This is a genomic window from Shinella sp. (assembly GCF_049651085.1).
Taxonomy (GTDB): domain Bacteria; phylum Pseudomonadota; class Alphaproteobacteria; order Rhizobiales; family Rhizobiaceae; genus Shinella.
This window is the reverse complement of the sequence record NZ_JBASBL010000007.1, coordinates 138,842-157,091: the sequence shown is the minus strand read 5'-3', so window position 1 is coordinate 157,091 and position 18,250 is coordinate 138,842. Positions and strand designations below refer to the sequence as shown.

Here is an 18,250-nt window from a genome sequence, read left to right as displayed (position 1 = left end):
GGTACACTCTTACTCGCCGTCCGGCGTGCTCTCTTCGAGAAGAACGGGCTTGCTCGCCCCGTAATAAAGGTCGCTGTCAAGGTAGCGGCTGAGGCCGAAGCGGACAAGGACGCCGACGGCCGCCGCCGCCGGCACCGCGATCATCAGGCCGACGAAACCGAAGAGCGCGCCGAAGGCGACCAGCGCGAACATCAGCCAGACCGGATGCAGCCCCACGCGCGAACCGACCAGCTTCGGCTGAAGGATGTTGCCCTCGATGAACTGTCCGGCGAAGAAGATGACGGCGACGAGGACGATCATCCAGTAGTCCGGCCAGAACTGCACGACGGCGACGCCGATCGCCAGCACGAGGCCGACCATCGAGCCGACATAGGGAATGAAGCTGATAAGACCGGCGAACAGGCCGATCAACAGGCCGAAATTGAGGCCCGCGAAGGACAGGCCGATACCGTAGAACAGGCCGAGGATGATGCAGATGGAGCCCTGCCCGCGCACGAAGCCGGCGATCGCCGCGTCCATTTCAGCAGCGATCTGGCGCACATTGGCGACATGGTCGCGCGGCACCCAGCTGTCGACCTTGGCGATCATGCGATCCCAGTCGAGCAGCAGATAGAAGGCGACGACCGGCGTGATGACGAGCAGCGAGACGATGTTGACCAAAGCCATGCCGGAGTTCCAGATCTGCTTGAACACTGTGCCGAGGAAGCCCGCGCCTTCCGCGAGGATGGTCGAGAAGCTCTGCTTGATCGTGCCCATCTGGCTGCTGATCCAGGTGGGCAGCAGGTCGGGATTGAAGCTCGCCACAAGTTCCTGGAGCTGGGTGACATAGCCCGGCAGCGTTTCTAGGAAATCGGCCGCCTGCGTGGCCAGCAGCGGGATGACGATCATCAGCGACAGCGCGAAGAGCACGACGAAGGCGACGAGGATGACCACCGTCGCCATCATGCGGCTGAGGCCGATGCGCTCCAGCCGGTCCGCTACCGGGTCGAGGAAATAGGCCAGCGCCATGCCGGCAATGAAGGGCAGCAGGATATTGCTGAACACCAGGAGGAAAAGGACAAAAAAGACGAACGCAATGAGCCAGAAGACCACCTGCCGCTTCAATCCCGCGCCGCTGATATGGGCTGCCATCGTGCTCTTTCCGTATGTTCTGGCCGGTCGCCGGACCGCCGCCGTTACCGACGGAGATAAGATGCGTAGCCGAGACTGGTCAAGGCTCGGCGGCGCGAAGGGTGGGCATCATGGGTAAATCGGTGAAAAAATGCCGGTTTTCCCGGCATCGCGCTTGCACTTGAGGCCCCATCATGCCAATCGCACGGAAAATGCACGGCCTTGCCGCTGCCCTAGCCAATCGTGGCACTCCAGGAGATCGATAGCATGAGCCAGTCGGAAAAGAACGGCCTCACCTATAGCGATGCGGGCGTCGACATCGACGCGGGCAACCTCATGGTCGAGAAGATCAAGCCGGCGGTGCGCTCGACCCGTCGTCCCGGCGCAGATGGCGAGATCGGCGGCTTCGGCGGCCTGTTCGACCTGAAGGCGGCAGGTTTCAAGGATCCGGTGCTCGTTGCCGCCAATGACGGCGTCGGCACCAAGCTCAAGATCGCCATCGACGCGAACCGCCACGACACGGTGGGCATCGACCTCGTGGCCATGTGCGTCAACGACCTCGTGGTACAGGGCGCCGAGCCGCTCTTCTTCCTCGACTATTTCGCCACCGGCAAGCTCGACCCCGACCAGGGCGCAGCCATCGTCGAAGGCATTGCCGAGGGCTGCCGTCAGGCCGGATGCGCCCTCATCGGCGGCGAGACCGCCGAAATGCCGGGCATGTATTCGCACGGCGACTATGACCTTGCGGGCTTTGCCGTCGGCGCGGCCGAGCGCGGCAAGCTGCTGCCGGCCGGCGACATCACGGAAGGCGACGTCATTCTCGGCATCGCCTCTTCCGGCGTGCATTCCAACGGCTATTCGCTGGTGCGCAAGATCGTCACGGTTTCCGGCCTCGGCTGGGACGCCCCCGCCCCCTTCGACACCGCCAAGAGCCTCGGCGAAGCACTGCTGACGCCGACGAAGATCTATGTGAAGCCGCTCCTGAAGGCGATCCGCGAGACGGGTGCGATCAAGGCGCTGGCGCACATCACCGGCGGCGGCTTCCCGGAAAACATTCCGCGCGTGCTGCCCAAGCACCTCGCCGCCGAGATCGACCTTTCCGCCATCAAGGCGCCGGCCGTCTTCGCCTGGCTCGCCCGGACGGGCGGCGTGGAAGCCACGGAAATGCTGCGCACCTTCAACTGCGGCGTCGGCATGATCGCCGTCGTGCCGGCTGACAAGGCCGACATGGTTGCCGCCGCGCTTTCGGGCGAAGGCGAGAGCGTCTTCCACCTCGGCCGCATGGTCGCCCGCGAAGAAGGCGCCGCCGGCACGATCTACAAGGGCACGCTCGCCCTATGAACGCAGCGGCCCGCAAGCGCGTCGTCGCCTTCATTTCCGGCGGCGGCTCCAACATGCTGGCGCTGGCGAAGGCAATGCAGGCGCCGGACTACCCGGCCGAGATCGTCGCGGTCTTCTCCGACAAGGCAGAGGCCGGCGGCCTTGCGAAGGCCGAGGCGCTCGGCATCCCGACCCGGGCCTTCCTGCGCAAGGATTTTGCCAGCAAGGAAGCGCACGAGGCGGCAATCCTCGAGGCGCTCGACGCGCTCTCGCCCGATCTCGTCTGCCTTGCCGGCTACATGCGCCTGCTGTCGGGCACGTTCATCAATCGCTATGAAGGCCGCATCCTCAACATCCATCCGTCCCTGCTGCCGCTCTTCCCCGGCCTCCATACGCATCAGCGCGCCATCGACGCGGGCATGCGGATCGCCGGCTGCACCGTGCATTTCGTGACGGAAGGCATGGATGAAGGCCCGGTGATCGTGCAGGCGGCCGTGCCGGTCCTGCCGGGCGATACGTCGGATATCCTGGCCGGACGCGTGCTCACCGTCGAGCATCGCGCCTATCCCCTCGGGCTGCGCCTCGTTGCCGAGGGCAAGGTGCGCATGGAAGACGGCAAGGCCGTCTCGGCCATGGACCTGCCGCAACTGGACGGCGCGCATCTGATCTCGCCGGCGGCGGGATAGCAAGGGGCGCCGAACAAGCGGCGCCTGTCCTCAGATGACGAGGATCGGCGCCTTGCCCTTCACACGATCATAAAGATCCATGACGTCCTGATTGAGCAGGCGCACGCAACCGGAGGAGACGGCCTTGCCGATCGACTTCCATTCCGGCGAGCCGTGCAGGCGATACAGCGTGTCCTGTCCGTTCTGGAAGATGTAAAGCGCGCGCGCGCCGAGCGGGTTGGCGAGCCCGCCCGCCATGCCGCCATTGGCGCCGGAATATTTCGCAAGGTCCGGCTGGCGCTTGATCATCTCGTCCGGCGGCGTCCATTTCGGCCAGGCCTGCTTCCACTGGATGACGCCGCGGCCCGACCAGGAAAAGCCCTGACGGCCGATGCCGACGCCGTAGCGCATGGCGCGCCCGCTCGGCAGGATGAGATAGAGGAAGCGGTTGCCCGTATCGACGATGATCGTGCCCGGCTTTTCGGCGAAGGGGCTTTCGACCTCCTGCCGGTAGAAGCGCGGATCGATCTGCTGGTAGGGCACGGCCGGCACCTGATAGCCGCCATCGTAGACCTGTGAATACATCGAGGCGTAGCGCGAGGATTCGGGCAAGAGGCCCGATGGCGGCGTCTGGCCGTAGATGCTTATCGGGCCCCTGCCGTCGAACTGTTCCGGCCGGCCTTCCAGCGCAGGATTGCGGAAATAGGGACGGGTCTCCTCGCGGAAACGGTCCGTATCCATGGACGAGGTGCTGCAGCCCGCAAGGCCGCTCGCCATGGCAAGTCCGGAGAACTGGAGGAAACGGCGGCGGGAAAGCGCGGTATCTGTCATGGGGGCAATCGATATCCGTTTGACGGAAAGGCAGGATGAACGAAGAGGCTGAATCACTAGCTAACGAAAGGCGAACTAGGTCCATAACCCTGCCCTAATTGTGGCAAATGCGGCTGACCTCAAGCTTGCGCGCCGCAATTTGCATCCACTGTCGTCTGTAGGTCACGCTACCAAAGTGGAGCTTTACGCTGTATTCCGGATAGATAGAAATGCCGGAAAACGGAGTACTCGACGGGATGGACGCGAGGATATTGAAGCAGGCGGGCTTTACGCCCGTCGACGAAGCGGTCTGGCGGGCGCTGGCGGAAAAGGCGCTGAAGGGCGCGGATTTCGACGCAACGCTCGTCTCCCACAGCGATGACGGAATTGCCATCCGGCCGATCTACCCCCGCCGGGAAGGCGCTTTGCCGCTCTCCCATAGCCATACAGCCACGCCCCATGCCGGCGATGCCTGGACCGTAAACCAGCGCCGCGACGATGCCGATCCTGTCCGCGCCCGCGCGCAGATGGCCGACGACCTCGAAAACGGCGCGACCGGCATCGCCCTCGTCTTTTCGGGCAGCGCCGCAGCGCATGGCGCCGGCATTGCGGCCAGGAGCGACACCGCCTTCGGCAAGACCGCCGCCTCGCGCGCCGCCGCACCTTTCTCGCTGCGCCTCGAAGCCGGCTTCGCCGATCGGGGACTGGCGACGACGCTCGCCGATGCCCTCGACAAGGCGGGCGCGCGCACCGCGCCGGTGCATTTCGGCCTCAATCCGTTCACCGCCGCGCTCAGCGGCGGTTCCAGTGAAGCAAGAGATTCCGCCGAACTCGTCAAGACATTGATCGGCTTCGGCTTTTCCGGAACGGTCTTGAACGCCGACGGGCGGCTCGCGCACAATGCCGGGGCAAGCGAGGCGCTGGAGCTAGCCATCGTCGCGGCGGCGCTTGCCGAAAACCTCCGCCTGCTCGATGCTGCGGGCATCGCCCCTGAAGACGTCTTCGCCGCGACCACCCTGTCGCTTGCCGCCGATCAGGATCAGTTCCTCACCACCGCGAAATTGCGCGCCGCACGGCTGATCCACACCCGCATGCAGGTCGCCTGCGGCCTGTCCGGGCCGAAGCCGGCGCATATCCATGCCGAGACGAGCTGGCGCATGCTGACGCGGCGCGACCCGGAAACCAACATCCTGCGCAACACCATCGCCGTCTTCGCCGCCGGCACCGCCGGGGCGGACGAGGTCACCGTGCTGCCGCACACGCTGGCGCTCGGCGTGCCGGACCCGTTCGCACGGCGCATCGCCCGCAACACGCAGGTCGTGCTGATCACCGAAAGCAACCTTGCCCATGTCGTCGATCCCGCCGCGGGCGCTGGCGGCATCGAGGCGCTGACGGATGCGCTGGCGCAAAAGGCCTGGGAGATATTCACGCAGATAGAGAAGAAGGGCGGCCTTGCCGCCGCCATCGCGTCGGGCGAGATCGGGGCCATGGTCGAGGCGTCACGCACCGCGCGCAAGGCAAGACCCATCGTCGGCACCACGCTGTTTGCGCTGAAGGACGAGCGGCCGGTCACCGTGCTCGGGCCGCTGTCCGACCCGGCTGCGACATCCGGTCTTCGCCCGCAGCTGCTGGCCGATAGCGTGGAGGCCGCGTGATGCGAACCGCCGCGACCCGTCAGCACCATCGCATTGCAGGAGCCGCCGCATGAGCCGGATTCCCGATTTCTCCACCCTTCCCTGGACGAAGGCCGCAGCGCCTGCCGCCGCCACCGGCGAGGCGCCGTGGCTGACGCCGGAGGGCATTGCGGTCAGCGGTGCCTATGGCGAGGCCGACCTTGCCCGCCTTCCCTATCTCGACACCTGGCCGGGCGCCGCCCCCTATCTGCGCGGCCCCTACCCGACCATGTATGTCCAGCAGCCCTGGACGATCCGGCAATATGCCGGCTTCTCGACGGCCGAGGAATCGAACGCCTTCTACCGCCGCAACCTTGCGGCCGGGCAGAAGGGCCTTTCCGTCGCCTTCGACCTTGCCACCCATCGCGGCTATGACAGCGACCATCCGCGCGTTGCCGGCGATGTCGGCATGGCGGGCGTCGCCATCGATTCCATCCTCGACATGCGCCAGCTCTTCGACGGCATTCCGCTCGATCAGATGAGCGTGTCCATGACCATGAACGGCGCGGTGCTGCCCATCATGGCGCTGTTCATCGTCGCGGCCGAGGAGCAGGGCGTCTCGGAGGACAAGCTGTCCGGAACCATCCAGAACGACATCCTCAAGGAGTTCATGGTCCGCAACACCTATATCTACCCGCCGCAGCCCTCGATGCGGATCATCTCTGACATCTTCAGCTATACCAGCCGGCGCATGCCGAAGTTCAACTCCATCTCGATCTCCGGCTACCACATGCAGGAAGCCGGGGCGACGGCGGACCTGGAGCTGGCCTACACCATCGCCGACGGCATCGAATATGCCCGCGCCGGCGTTGCCGCCGGGCTCGATATCGACACCTTTGCCCCAAGGCTTTCCTTCTTCTGGGCGATCGGCATGAACTTCTTCATGGAAGTCGCCAAGATGCGGGCCGCCCGCCTCATCTGGGCCGCGCTGATGAAGCGGAATTTTGCGCCGAAGGACGCCCGCTCGCTCGCGCTACGCACCCATTGCCAGACCTCCGGCTGGTCGCTGACGGCGCAGGACCCGATGAACAACGTCATGCGCACCATGGTGGAGGCGATGGCCGCGACGCAGGGCCATACCCAGTCGCTGCACACCAATTCCTTCGACGAGGCCCTGGCGCTGCCGACCGACCATTCCGCCCGCATCGCCCGCAACACGCAAATCCTGCTGCAGAAGGAAAGCGGCACGACGCGCATCATCGACCCCTGGGGCGGCTCGGCCTATGTCGAGCGGCTGACGCACGACCTGGCCGCCCGCGCGCTGTCCCATATCGAGGAGGTGGAGGCGCTCGGCGGCATGGCGAAGGCCATCGAGAAGGGCATTCCGAAGCTGCGCATCGAGGAAGCGGCCGCACGCACGCAGGCGCGCATCGATTCGGGCCAGCAGACCGTCGTCGGCGTCAACTTCTCGCGGCCGGAGCGCGACATCGAGGTGGATGTGCTGAAGGTCGACAATTCCGAGGTGCGTGCCCGCCAGCTGGCCAAGCTCCAGCAGTTGAAGGGCACGCGCGACACAGGCGCGGCCGAAAGCGCGCTCGACAAGCTCACCGACATTGCGAGAAGCGGCGACGGCAACCTGCTCGAATTCGCGGTGAAGGCGGCCCGCGCCCGCGCGACAGTGGGCGAGATCGCGCTCGCGCTGGAAAAGGCGTTCGGCCGGCATGTCGCGGAAATCCGCACCATTTCCGGCGTCTATCGCAAGGAGATGGGCGCCAACGACCGGGCCTTCAACACGGCGATCGACAAGGTCGCCGCCTTCGAGAAGCTGAAGCGGGAAAAGCCCTCGATCCTCGTCGCCAAGATGGGACAGGACGGCCACGACCGCGGCCAGAAGGTCATCGCCACCGCCTTTGCCGATCTCGGCTTCAACGTCATCGTCGGCGCCATGTTCCAGACGCCGGAGGAAGTGGCGGAGCTGGCGATCCGCGAGGGCGCGCATATCGTCGGAGCCTCGTCGCTCGCCGCCGGGCATCTGACGCTCGTGCCGGAACTGAAGGCGGCGCTGGTCAAGCGCGGCGCGCGCGACATGCTGATCGCCGTCGGCGGCGTCATCCCGCCGCAGGATTTTGCCGAACTGGAAAAGGCCGGCGCCGACGCTATATTCCCGCCCGGCACGGTGATCGCGGATGCGGCTTCCGCACTGATCGACCGGCTGATGGCGTGATTTGGTGAACGCTGTGTCTCTCGGCCGGGCAATTGCCGTTTTCGCGCGCGCGCGATACGCCGGTAGCAGGATCAACCGATGTGAGGTGACGCGATGCTCGTCAACGGCAAATGGACGGAAGACTGGCAGCCGGTTCAGGCGACAGACACCAAGGGCGGCTTCGTGCGGCAGGTCTCGAGCTTCCGCAACTGGGTGACGCCGGACGGCAGCGCCGGCCCGACGGGCGAAGGCGGCTTTGCCGCCGCCAGCGGCCGCTACCACCTCTATGTCGCGCTGATCTGCCCCTGGGCCTCGCGCACGCTGATCGCCCGCAAGCTGAAGAAGCTCTCGGATGTGATTTCGGTCTCCGTCGTCGAACCCGCCTTGTCGGATCAGGGCTGGCATTTCGGCGACTATCCGGGGTCCGACCGTGACGACCTCAACGGCGCGACCTACCTGCACGAACTCTATTCCCGCGCCGAGCCGACCTTTACAGGCCGCGCCACCGTGCCGGTGCTGTGGGACAAGGACCGCAAGACCATCGTCAACAACGAGTCCGCCGATATCGTGCGCATGCTGAACACCGGCTTCGGCGCGCTGGCCGACGAGAGCGTCGACTTCTACCCGGAGGCGCTGCGCGAGGAGATCGACGCGCTGAACGAACGCATCTATCCCGCGCTCAACAACGGCGTCTACCGCGCCGGCTTCGCCACCACGCAGGTCGCCTATGAGGAAGCCTATCAGGGCGTCTTCGCCATGCTCGACGAACTGGAATCGCGCCTTGCCGACGGCGGGCCGTTCCTGACGGGAAAAACCCTCACCGAGGCCGACATCCGCCTCTTCGTCACCCTCATCCGCTTCGACGCCGCCTATTACGGCCTCTTCAAGTGCAACCGCCAGCGCCTTGCCGATTACCCGGCGCTCACGGCCTACACGAAGCGCGTGCTGGACCTTCCCGGCGTGCGCGACACGGTCAACATCGACCACATCAAGCACGGCTATTATTCGATCAAGGCGCTCAACCCCAACCGCATCGTGCCGCTGGGGCCGGACCTTTCGGCGCTGGGGCTCTAACCCTCCTTCGCCTCCACCAACGCCATCAGCGTCTCCAGCCGGTCGGCATCGGCGGGCAGCTTGTCCTGCCGCAGGCGCGCGATGCGGGGGAAGCGCATGGCGACGCCGGATTTGTGGCGGGTGGAGCGATTGATGCCCTCGAAGGCGACTTCCAGCACGAAGCCGTGGCCGGGCTCGGCGCGCACGGCGCGCACCGGGCCGAAGCGCTCGGTCGTGTTGTTGCGCACGAAGCGGTCGAGCACTTCGAGTTCGGCGTCGGTGAAGCCGAAATAGGCCTTTCCGACAGGCACCAGCACGTCGCCGCCCTCGCCTTCCGTCCAGACGCCGAAGGTGAAGTCGGAATAATAGCTCGAGCGCTTGCCGTGGCCGCGCTGGGCATACATCATCACCGCATCCACATTGTACGGATCGCGCTTCCACTTGAACCACGGCCCCTTCAGGCGGCCGGCCTGATAGGGGCTGTCGAGCCGTTTGATCATCACCCCCTCGATGACCGGATCGGGCGGCTCGCGGCGGATCGTTTCCAGCTCATCCCAACTTTCGAAGGGCACCAGCGGCGAGAGGTCGAAGCGATCGTGCGGCGCCTTTTCGATGATGCTGGCAAGGCGGGTGCGGCGGACTGAGAAGGTTTCATGGCGCACGTCCTCCTCGCCGTCGAACAGCACGTCATAGGCGCGCACGAAGGCGGGATAGTCCTCCAGCATCTTCGCATTGACGGTCTTGCGGTTGAGGCGTTGCTGGAGATCGGAAAAGGTACGCGTCGGGCTGTTGGTGCGCGCCGTGCCGCCGACCAGCAGCTCGCCATCCACCACGCCTGCAAAACTGATCGCGTCCAGCACGTCCGGGAAGGCTGCGGAAATGTCGTCGCCGGAGCGGGAATAGAGGCGGCGCGTCGTGCCGGCAGACGACATTTGCACACGAATGCCGTCCCATTTCCATTCGGCGGCGAAATCGGCGGGGTCGAGATTGTCGAGGTCGCCCTCGCCCACCGGATTGGCGAGCATGACGGAATGGAAGATGGCGGGCGTCGCCAGCACCGGGCGTTCGGCCGTGCCCTCCAGCCAGGCGAAGAGCGGCTGATAGGGCGGCGTCAGGCCATGCCAGAGCGTCTCGATCTCGGTGATGTCCCTGCCGGAGAAATCGGCCAGCGCCTGCTTGGCAAGCCGCGCCGAGACGCCGATGCGCAGGCCCCCAGTCGCCAGCTTCAGGAAGGCGAAGCGGGCGGAAGGATCGAGCCGGTCGAGGAGGTCGCGCACCGCGCCGCGCACCTCGGTGCGGCCGAGCGCGTTCATGCGGGCAACGACCGCGCCGAGCCGCGGCTGGTCCTCGTCCGCCACGCGCTCCCTGCGCTCCTGGTCCCAGACCAGCGCAATGGTTTCCGCAAGGTCGCCCACATAATCGTAGGAATAGCGGAACAGCACCTCGTCCATGCGCTCCAGCACAAGCTCGCGCAGCAGCGCCGGCTTGACGCTCTTCAGGTCCAGCGTGCCGGCAATGGCGGCAAGGCCGTAGCCGCGGTCGGGATCGGGCGTATCACGGAAATAGTCGGCCAGCAGCTTCAGCTTGCCGTTGCGCGAGGGGGTGAGGACCAGGCGGTCGAGGAGGGTTGCGAAGGCGCGCATCAGTCCCCCTCGTCCTCATAGCCGATCAGATGCAGCGGCCTTGCGGTGATACCGGCAAGCTCGCACCAGCGCACTAGCGCCTCCTCGCGGCCATGCGTCACCCAGACCTCGCCCGGCGCAAGCTCGCGGATCGTTTGGGTCAGTTCAGGCCAGTCACAATGGTCGGAGATGACGAGCGGCAGCTCGACGCCGCCCTGTTTCGCCCGCTGGCGCACCATCATCCAGCCGGAGGCAAACGCGATGAGCGGTTCGTTGAAGCGCCGCGCCCAGCGGTCGGCGAAGGCCGATGGCGGACCGACGATGACGGCGCCGCGAAAATCGGTCGTGTCGCCCTTGTCCAGCGTGGCGGGTCGCAGGTCGCCGAGATCGATGCCACGGCTGACATAGTAGTCGCAGAGCCGGGCGAGCGAACCGTGGATGTAGATCGGCGCGTCATAGCCGCAATCACGCAGCAGCCGTATGACGCGCTGGGACTTGCCGAGCGAATAGGCCCCGACGAGGTGGCTGCGCTCGGGGAACTGCCTGAGCGAGGTGAGGAGCTTGCCCATCTCAGCCCTCGGCTCGGGATGGTGGAAGACCGGCAGGCCGAAGGTCGCCTCGGTGATGAAGACGTCGCAGGGCACCGGCTCATAGGACGCGCAGGTCGGGTCGGCACCACGCTTGTAGTCGCCGGAGGCAACGATGGTGAGCCCATCCTTCGCAACCGCGATCTGCGCCGAACCGAGCACATGACCGGCGGGATGGAAGGACACGGTGACGCCGCCCAGATCGATGCGCTCGCCGAAGGCGGCCGCCTGCCTGGACCCGCAGAAATCCGCGCCGTAGCGGATTTCCATGATGTCCAGCGTCTCGCGCGTCGCCAGCACCGCGCCGTGGCCGGCGCGTGCGTGGTCGGAATGGCCGTGCGTTATCAGCGCCCGCGCCACGGGGCGGACGGGATCGATGTAGAAATCACCGGCGGGGCAATAGAGGCCGGCGGGGGCCGGATGGAGGAGCTGATCGGGCTTCATGGCAGGAAAGATAGCGGCTTTCGCCCGCTCTGCCAGTGGCCGCTCAGGCAATCGCCAGCATGCCGGCGCGAAGTGCGGCCATGTCGACGGCGGAGAGCTGCGCATCTACCTTCGCATGCGTGTCCTTCCAGATCGGGAAAGCCTCCGTCAGGAGCCGGCGACCGGCCTCAGTCAGGCGCAGCAGCCTGCCGCGCCGGTCGCGCGGATCAGGCTCGACGATGACGAGGCCGCGGCGCTCCAGCGGCTTCAGCGCCGCCGTCAGCGTCGTGCGGTCCATGGCAAGCACGGCGGCGACCGGCCCCATCGGCGGCGGCTGCGGGCGGTTCAGCGCCATCAGCAGCGAAAACTGGCCGTTGGTGAGGCCGATCGGGCGAAGCGCATCGTCGAAACGGCGGGCAAGCGCCCGCGCAGCGCGCTGCGCATGCAGGCAAAGGCAATGGTCTCGCACGAACAGCGTTGCTTCGTAAGGAATCAGGGCATCGTCCGACATATTACCTACTGTTGATATCAACATAACAATGTCAAGTGGCGCATGCGTAAATGGCGCGCGCTGGCTCGAAACGGCAGCAGAATCAGGGCTGGTGATCGGGAATGCAGAGGATCGCCTGAAGGGCGCGGGCGTCGATGGGACGGCTGAGATAGAAGCCCTGGATCTCGTCGCAACCGGCTTCGCGCAAGAAATCGATCTGCTCGCGGGTTTCCACCCCTTCCGCGATCACGCGCAGCTGGAGGGTGCGGGCGAGCGAGATGATGGCGCGGGCGATCGCCGCGTCGTCGCTGTTGCTCGGCAGGTCCTGCACGAAGGAGCGGTCGATCTTGAGCCGTCCGACCGGAAACCGCTTCAGCGAGGAAAGGCTGGAATAGCCCGTGCCGAAATCATCGATGGCAAGGTGCACGCCGAGTTGTGACAGCCGGTGCATGGTTTCCACCGCCTGCTGCACATCCTGCATGATCATGCTTTCGGTGAGCTCCAGCTCGAGATAGCGCGCCTCCAGCCCGCTTTGCTCCAGCGCCGCTGCAACGCGCTCCACCCAGTCCTTCTCCTGGAACTGCCGGGCGGACACGTTGACGCTGACGACGACAGGCGGCAGGCCGGATACCTGCCAGGCCTTGTTCTGCCGGCAGGCGGCATGCAGGGTCCAGTCGCCGATGGGACCGATCAGGCCCGTCTCCTCGGCCAACGGGATGAAATCGCCCGGCGACATGAGGCCGCGTTCGGGATGCCGCCAGCGGATCAGCGCTTCGACGGCGAAGATGCGGCCGGTCGCAAGGTCCATCTGCGGCTGGTATTGCAGGAAGAGTTCGTCCTGCGCGAGCGCGCGGCGCAGTTCTTCCTGCCGCTCCAGCTTCTCATGCGCGCGGTTGGCAAGTTCCGCAGTGAACACCTGCATGGCGTCCCGGCCGATCTCCTTGGCCCGGTACATGGCGGCATCGGCGCGCGCCAGCAGCTCGGTGGCGTTGCGGCCATGCTCTGGATAGGCGGCAACCCCCATGGAACAGGTGATCTGGAAGGAACGGCCCTCGATTTCCACCGGTTCGGCAATCGCGTCTCGTACGGCGCGCAGCCGGTCCTCCACGCTCTCGCCCTTGCGCATCGCGCCGTTGATCAGCACGACGAATTCATCGCCGCCGAGGCGTACGATGGTGTCGCTGGCGCGTATGCAGCCCAGCATCCGCCCGGCAACGATCTTCAGAAGCTCGTCGCCCGCATGATGGCCGAGGCTGTCATTGACCAGCTTGAAATTGTCGAGATCGAGGAAGGCAAGCGTCGTGGTGCTGCCGCGTTTGTCCGCCGCCTTGATGGCCGAGGTCACGCGTTCCTCCAGCACGCTGCGGTTGGGAAGGCCCGTCAGCGTATCATGGTGGGCCATGAACTGGATGCTGTCTTCCGCCGCCTTGCGCTCGATGGCGATGCCGGCGATGTGCGTCGCCATACCGACGAGCTTCATACATTCGGCCGTGGGTGCGCCGGACTTGCGCGAATAAAGCGCGAAGGTGCCCAGCACCTTTCCCTGATAGGAACGGATCGGCGAGGACCAGCAGGCGCGAAAACCGTATGGCGCAACCAGCGACCTGAAATCCGCCCAGAGCGGATCGGTCTCGATATCGCAGACGATGACCGGCTCGCCGCGCCACATGGCCGTGCCGCAGGAGCCGGCGACCGGGCCGATTTCAGCCCCCTCGATCATCTTGCAGAAGGCGGGATCGAGGTTCGGCGCGGCTCCGTGGACAATGCGCTTGCCATCCGGCCCAAGCACGAGGATCGAGCCGGTGACACCCTCCACATGCGCTTCGATCAAGAGAATGAGCGAGGAGAATATCTCCAGCAGCGGCGCGCCGACCGCGATCATCTTGAGCAGGTGCGCCTGGCCTAGATGCAGGCTCTCGGCGCGCTTTCGCTCGGTGATGTCGCGGGCGATGCCGACAATACCGATCACCTCGCCCGCGCCGTTGCGCACCGGCAGCTTGGAACTGAGCAGCCATTTGAGCCGGCCGCTGGAATCGCGGATCAACTCCTCCATGTCGAGCATGGCACGGCCGGTCTGGATGATCTCCTGTTCGGTATTGAAGAAACCGCGAGCAAGCGGCTCGGGGTGGATGTCGAAATCGGAAAGGCCTTCGAGACCGTCGAGCCCTTCGCGCCGGTTGTCATTGACGATGGCGCGGTTGGCGACGACGAAGCGGCCGTTCCGGTCCTTGAAATAGAGGTAGTCCGGTACTTCGTCGATCATGGCTTCGAGCCAGATCGTGCGGTCGGTCTGTGCCAGCGCCAGCGGAAAAAGCCGCGCCGCCTCGTCGATGAGGCGCTGGCTGGCGGACATCAGGCGCTCTGTTGCGTCGGTGTCCTCATTGCCAAGGTGGGACGGTTTCGTCGACATGGGGCCCCTGCAATTTCCTGACGAAAGGAAGGACCCTGCCGGCCGCTCCTCTTTCCGGAACGCCTGAAAATACACCCGGACTCGTTAGCCAACCCTGAAAAAAACCGACGAAATGCAGCTGAACGAGCGATTTCCGGACAGCTTAAACAACCTGGAGGAGCAAACCGGACGTGCTCCGTTTCGGCACAGAATTATCTGGCACGCTTCCTGCTACGAGACCTGGCAAGGAGATTCCATGGTTACCAGACGGTTATTTCTCTCAGGCCTCGGTTTCGGTGCAGCGGGTATCGCCGGTACGGCAGCGGCCCGCACGCAGCGGCTGCCGATCGTCGATGTCGATCTGCGGGGCAGCATCGATGCCTCCGAGCATGGCGTGCGCCCCGGCGCAAGCGACCGCAAGAGCAAGGCCTTTGCCAGGCTCCTGAAGGATGCCGCCGCCAAGAACACGCCGGTCTTCCTGCCGCCCGGCGACTATGTGATTTCCAACATCGCCCTGCCCGACAACACGCGGCTCACCGGCGTGCCGGGCGCGACACGCATCGTCTATGGCGGCGACGGCCACCTCTTCGCCGCCGACGGGGCGAACCGGATCGAACTTGCCAATCTCGTCATCGACGGCGCGAACCGCTGGCTGGACGACACGGTGCAGGGCCTCGTCCATCTGCGCAATGTCGCCAATGTCATCATCGAGAACTGCGAAATCCAGGGCTCCTCGAAAACCGCGATCAGCCTGGAGCGTTCCGGCGGGCGCATCGAGCGCAACCGGCTTTCGGGCGCTGCCGAACATGCCCTCTACGCCGTCGAGAGCCGGGACCTCTCCGTCACCGGCAACCACGTCTTCGACTGCGGCAACGGCGGCATCCTCATCCATCGCTGGCAGAAGGGCCGCGACGGCACGATGGTCTCGGGCAACCGCATCGCCCGCATCGCCGCCACCAATGGCGGCACGGGGCAATATGGCAACGGCATCAACATCTTCCGCGCCGACGACGTGATGATTACCAACAACCACATTTCCGGCTGCGCCTTCTCCGCCATCCGCGCCAATGCCGGCTCGAACGTGCAGATCACCGGCAATACCTGCCTCGAGAGCGGTGAGACGGCGATCTATTCCGAATTCGGCTTCACCGGCGCCATCGTCAACGGCAACCTGATCGACGGGGCTGCCAACGGCATCCTCATCGTCAACTTCGACGAGGGAGGAAGGCTTGCCACGGTCAGCGGCAATGTCGTGCGCAATCTCAGGCTCGAAGGCCCCTATGTGCATGACGGCGCGGGCTTCGGCTTCGGTATCGCGGTGGAGGCCGATACGGTCGTCTCCGGCAACACCATCGAGAACGCCCCGAAATGGGGGCTGGTGCTCGGCTGGGGACCTTACATGCGCGGCCTCGTCGTCTCCGGCAATCTGGTACGCTCGAGCCCGGTCGGCTGCGCGGTGACGGTGGTGGAAAATGCCGGATCGGCGCTGATCTCCGGCAATATCTTCGAGGACACCCCCGAGGCTGCGATCGCCGGCTACCGCTGGAAAGAGCGCACGACAGGCGAGCTTGCCCCAGACGGCAGCGCGGCGCCTGCGCACCTGACGATCGAACGGAACCGGACGGGCTGAGCCCGTCCCGGCAAGCGTCTCCTCTTCTGCCCGAACGGGGAGGCGCAATGGGCGGATGAGGGGGTAGCATTGCGCTTGCCCCCTCATCCGCTTCTCATCCCCAGGCAGTCAGGACTACCCCTGGGCAATCAGGATCACCCCTTGGTAATCAGGATCAGCAGGACAAAGACAGTCGGCACGAGGACAAGCGCCGGCAGGATGATGGCGGGATAGCCAAAGAAGACGATCGCCAATATCCAGATCAGCACGCAGTTGATCACGAACAGCGTCTTGGCGGTTTCGGACCCTCCGACGGCTTCCTTCAGCATCCAGCCGATCACCGGAACGGCAAAGAGAAGCCTGAGAAGCAGCGGCCGCCTGGCCGCTGCTTCCCGTTTCGTCGACATGCTCACTGCTGATGGCCCTCGTGGTTCCCGGAAGCGCCCTCACCATGCGCCGCACCGGGCTTTGCCGCCTCGATCTTGAAGTCGACGTCGATCTTGCCGGCCTTCTCGAAGGTCAGCGTCGCCTTGAACTTCTCGCCTTCCTTGAAGGGGTGCTTGATCTTCATGAACATGACGTGCAGGCCGCCGGACTTCAGCTCCACCTTGGCGCCTGCCGGGATCTCGATGCCGTCAGGCAGCTGGCGCATCTTCATCACGTCGTTCTCGACGGCCATTTCGTGCATCTGCACGTCATCGGAGACATCCGCTGCCGTGATGGAAACGAGCCGGTCCGCCTCGGCTCCCTTGTTGGTGATGGTCATGAAGCCGCCGCCGACGGGCTGGCCGGGCAGCGTCGCCTTGGAGGCCGGGTGGTGGATTTCGAGATTGCCGAGCGTGAAGTCATGGGCGAAGGCGGCGGAGGCCGAAAGCGCCAGCGCGACGACGGTTGCGAGAATGCGTTTCATGGAGGTTCCTTTCCGGTTTCTGATCAGGAGAAGATGCGCCGCAGCGGCGGCACGAAGCGGATGACGACTTGATCGAGGACGATCATGGCGAGAATGGTGAGGCCGGTCAGAGGGAAGAGCAGACCGAAGACGAGCGCGATGCCCCAGAGGCCGGCATAGATGCGCGCATCCCGCGGGCCCGGCGGTACGCCGATGCGCCCCTTCGGCCGGCGCTTCCACCACATGACGACGCCCGATACGCTCATCGCGATGACGGCGAGGCAGGCAGAGAGCATCAGGAGCTGGTTGAACAGTCCCCATTCCTGCCCCTTGTGCAGGTTGATGCTCCATTCGATGGCCTTGCCGGTCGCCGGATAATCGCCATAGGCGATATCGACGAGGCGCTCGCCGGAATACTGGTCGATATGGATGGTGCGTTCGAATTGCAGGTCGGCCGGATAGATCGCCGCCGTGTAGACGCCCGTTGCGCCCGCGGGCGGCGATATCTCGTAGCCGGGCAGCATGCCGGCGGCGCTGGCGATGCTCACCGCATTGTCGAGGCCGATCGGCGGCAACGCCATCTGCCCCTCGCCCGGCAGCGCGGATTGCGGCACCGGCGCATTTTCCATCAGCCAGGAGGGCTTGGACAGGACATCGGTGGTGATCAGCATGGATTGCGGAACCCTGTCCCAGAGCTGGGCAGGATAGCCCATGCCGTTCGCCGTCAGCGTGGCGTTGACCTTCGCGCCCCAGAAGCCGGACCAGAGCAGGCCGCTGAAGGCGAGAAACAGGATGACGACGCCGGCGAAGATGCCGGTGACGGCATGGAGATCACGCCAGAAGACGCGCCGGGCCGGTGTGCCGCGCACGCTGAGGACGCCGCCGCTCTGGCTGCGCGGCCACCACAAATATATGCCGGTGAGGACGAGCACGATGGCAAAGCCCGCGACGACCTCGACAATGCGCTCCCAGGAGGTGCCGAAATAATCGAGGCTGTGCAGGTCCTCGACGACCTGGTTGAATTCCTCGTTCGCGCCGACCGTGTCGAGCACGGCGCCGCTGTAGGGATCCACGAAGACGAGCACCTTGCCGGCCTGCGTGGAGACCGCGACCCGCGCCGACCGGCCCGCATCGGCGGGCGTGCGGTAGGAGGCGAGCGTGGAGCCCGGCACCGCGGCGACGGCCTTTTCGGCGATGGCCGATGGTGGCAGTTCCGGGCCGCTGGCCGCGACATAGTTGCGGTAGCGGAAGAGGCTGGCGTCGATTTCGTCGTTGAACAGGTAGAGCCCGCCGGTGAGAGCGAGGCTGATCATGAAGGGAACGGCCAGGAGGCCGGCGAAGAAATGCCAGCGCCAGATGGCGCGGTAGAGGCGCTGTGCTAGCGCCGAGGGTTCGCCGGCGGCAATGGCCGGCGCATCGGAGATTACGGACATGAAGACGTCCCGTCAGCTGAAGTTCAGGCGCAAC

General features: G+C 65.4%; 15 protein-coding genes. 6 read left to right on the top strand and 9 right to left on the bottom strand.

Translation table 11 applies throughout. From position 1 onward, the window contains the following. Positions 1-9: 9 nt before the first annotated feature. On the bottom strand, positions 10-1,131 hold the full coding sequence (locus tag WA950_RS04025) for an AI-2E family transporter (RefSeq protein ID WP_424550392.1): 1,122 nt from the start codon (positions 1,129-1,131) through the stop codon (positions 10-12). 246 nt (positions 1,132-1,377) lie between these two features. On the opposite strand from WA950_RS04025, the gene purM reads away from it, so the two are divergent. Together purM and purN are read left to right on the top strand one after the other, a co-directional pair. Beyond that, positions 1,378-2,451, top strand: coding sequence for a phosphoribosylformylglycinamidine cyclo-ligase (gene purM / locus WA950_RS04020; RefSeq protein ID WP_424550391.1), 1,074 nt, complete (start codon positions 1,378-1,380; stop codon positions 2,449-2,451). Then, complete coding sequence (gene purN, locus WA950_RS04015; protein WP_424550390.1) at positions 2,448-3,116, top strand: phosphoribosylglycinamide formyltransferase; 669 nt, start codon at positions 2,448-2,450, stop codon at positions 3,114-3,116. Before purM ends, purN begins: the two co-directional genes overlap by 4 nt. 30 nt (positions 3,117-3,146) lie before the next feature. Here the strand turns inward: purN and WA950_RS04010 are convergent, their stop codons facing one another. Next, entirely contained in the window at positions 3,147-3,926 is a 780-nt protein-coding gene (locus tag WA950_RS04010) for a L,D-transpeptidase (protein WP_424550389.1), read from the bottom strand. Positions 3,927-4,135: 209 nt separating this feature from the next. On the opposite strand from WA950_RS04010, the gene WA950_RS04005 reads away from it, so the two are divergent. The 3 genes from WA950_RS04005 (at position 4,136) to WA950_RS03995 (ending at position 8,795) form a co-directional block, all read left to right on the top strand. Then, complete coding sequence (locus tag WA950_RS04005; protein ID WP_424550388.1) at positions 4,136-5,560, top strand: methylmalonyl-CoA mutase family protein; 1,425 nt, start codon at positions 4,136-4,138, stop codon at positions 5,558-5,560. Positions 5,561-5,609: 49 nt separating this feature from the next. After that, positions 5,610-7,742, top strand: a complete 2,133-nt coding sequence (scpA, locus tag WA950_RS04000) for a methylmalonyl-CoA mutase (protein ID WP_424550387.1) — start codon at positions 5,610-5,612, stop codon at positions 7,740-7,742. A gap of 93 nt (positions 7,743-7,835) precedes the next feature. Next, positions 7,836-8,795, top strand: a complete 960-nt coding sequence (locus tag WA950_RS03995) for a glutathione S-transferase family protein (RefSeq protein WP_424550386.1) — start codon at positions 7,836-7,838, stop codon at positions 8,793-8,795. Here the strand turns inward: WA950_RS03995 and WA950_RS03990 are convergent. The 4 genes from WA950_RS03990 to WA950_RS03975 form a co-directional block, all read right to left on the bottom strand. Further along, a complete protein-coding gene (locus WA950_RS03990; protein WP_424550385.1) occupies positions 8,792-10,417 on the bottom strand; it encodes a cisplatin damage response ATP-dependent DNA ligase in 1,626 nt (541 codons plus the stop codon). The genes WA950_RS03995 and WA950_RS03990 overlap by 4 nt on opposite strands. Further along, entirely contained in the window at positions 10,417-11,427 is a 1,011-nt protein-coding gene (locus WA950_RS03985) for a ligase-associated DNA damage response exonuclease (RefSeq protein WP_424550384.1), read from the bottom strand. The genes WA950_RS03990 and WA950_RS03985 overlap by 1 nt, the downstream gene beginning before the upstream one ends. Before the next feature lie 43 nt (positions 11,428-11,470). Beyond that, on the bottom strand, positions 11,471-11,917 hold the full coding sequence (locus WA950_RS03980) for a MarR family winged helix-turn-helix transcriptional regulator (RefSeq protein WP_424550383.1): 447 nt from the start codon (positions 11,915-11,917) through the stop codon (positions 11,471-11,473). Positions 11,918-11,999: 82 nt separating this feature from the next. Beyond that, entirely contained in the window at positions 12,000-14,306 is a 2,307-nt protein-coding gene (locus WA950_RS03975) for a putative bifunctional diguanylate cyclase/phosphodiesterase (protein ID WP_424550382.1), read from the bottom strand. A 235-nt stretch (positions 14,307-14,541) separates the two neighbouring features. Between WA950_RS03975 and WA950_RS03970 the strand changes: the two genes are divergently transcribed. Further along, positions 14,542-15,915, top strand: coding sequence for a TIGR03808 family TAT-translocated repetitive protein (locus WA950_RS03970; RefSeq protein WP_424550381.1), 1,374 nt, complete (start codon positions 14,542-14,544; stop codon positions 15,913-15,915). A 134-nt stretch (positions 15,916-16,049) separates the two neighbouring features. On the opposite strand, the gene WA950_RS03965 is transcribed toward WA950_RS03970, so the two are convergent. The 3 genes from WA950_RS03965 to WA950_RS03955 are packed head-to-tail and all read right to left on the bottom strand — an operon-like array spanning position 16,050 to position 18,207. Further along, positions 16,050-16,301 (bottom strand): hypothetical protein, encoded by a 252-nt coding sequence (locus WA950_RS03965; RefSeq protein WP_424550380.1) that lies wholly within the window; start codon positions 16,299-16,301, stop codon positions 16,050-16,052. Between the two features lie 2 nt (positions 16,302-16,303). Next, positions 16,304-16,804, bottom strand: coding sequence for a copper chaperone PCu(A)C (locus WA950_RS03960; protein WP_424550379.1), 501 nt, complete (start codon positions 16,802-16,804; stop codon positions 16,304-16,306). A 23-nt stretch (positions 16,805-16,827) separates the two neighbouring features. Next, positions 16,828-18,207, bottom strand: coding sequence for a PepSY-associated TM helix domain-containing protein (locus WA950_RS03955; RefSeq protein WP_424550535.1), 1,380 nt, complete (start codon positions 18,205-18,207; stop codon positions 16,828-16,830). Between the last annotated feature and the right edge of the window lie 43 nt (positions 18,208-18,250).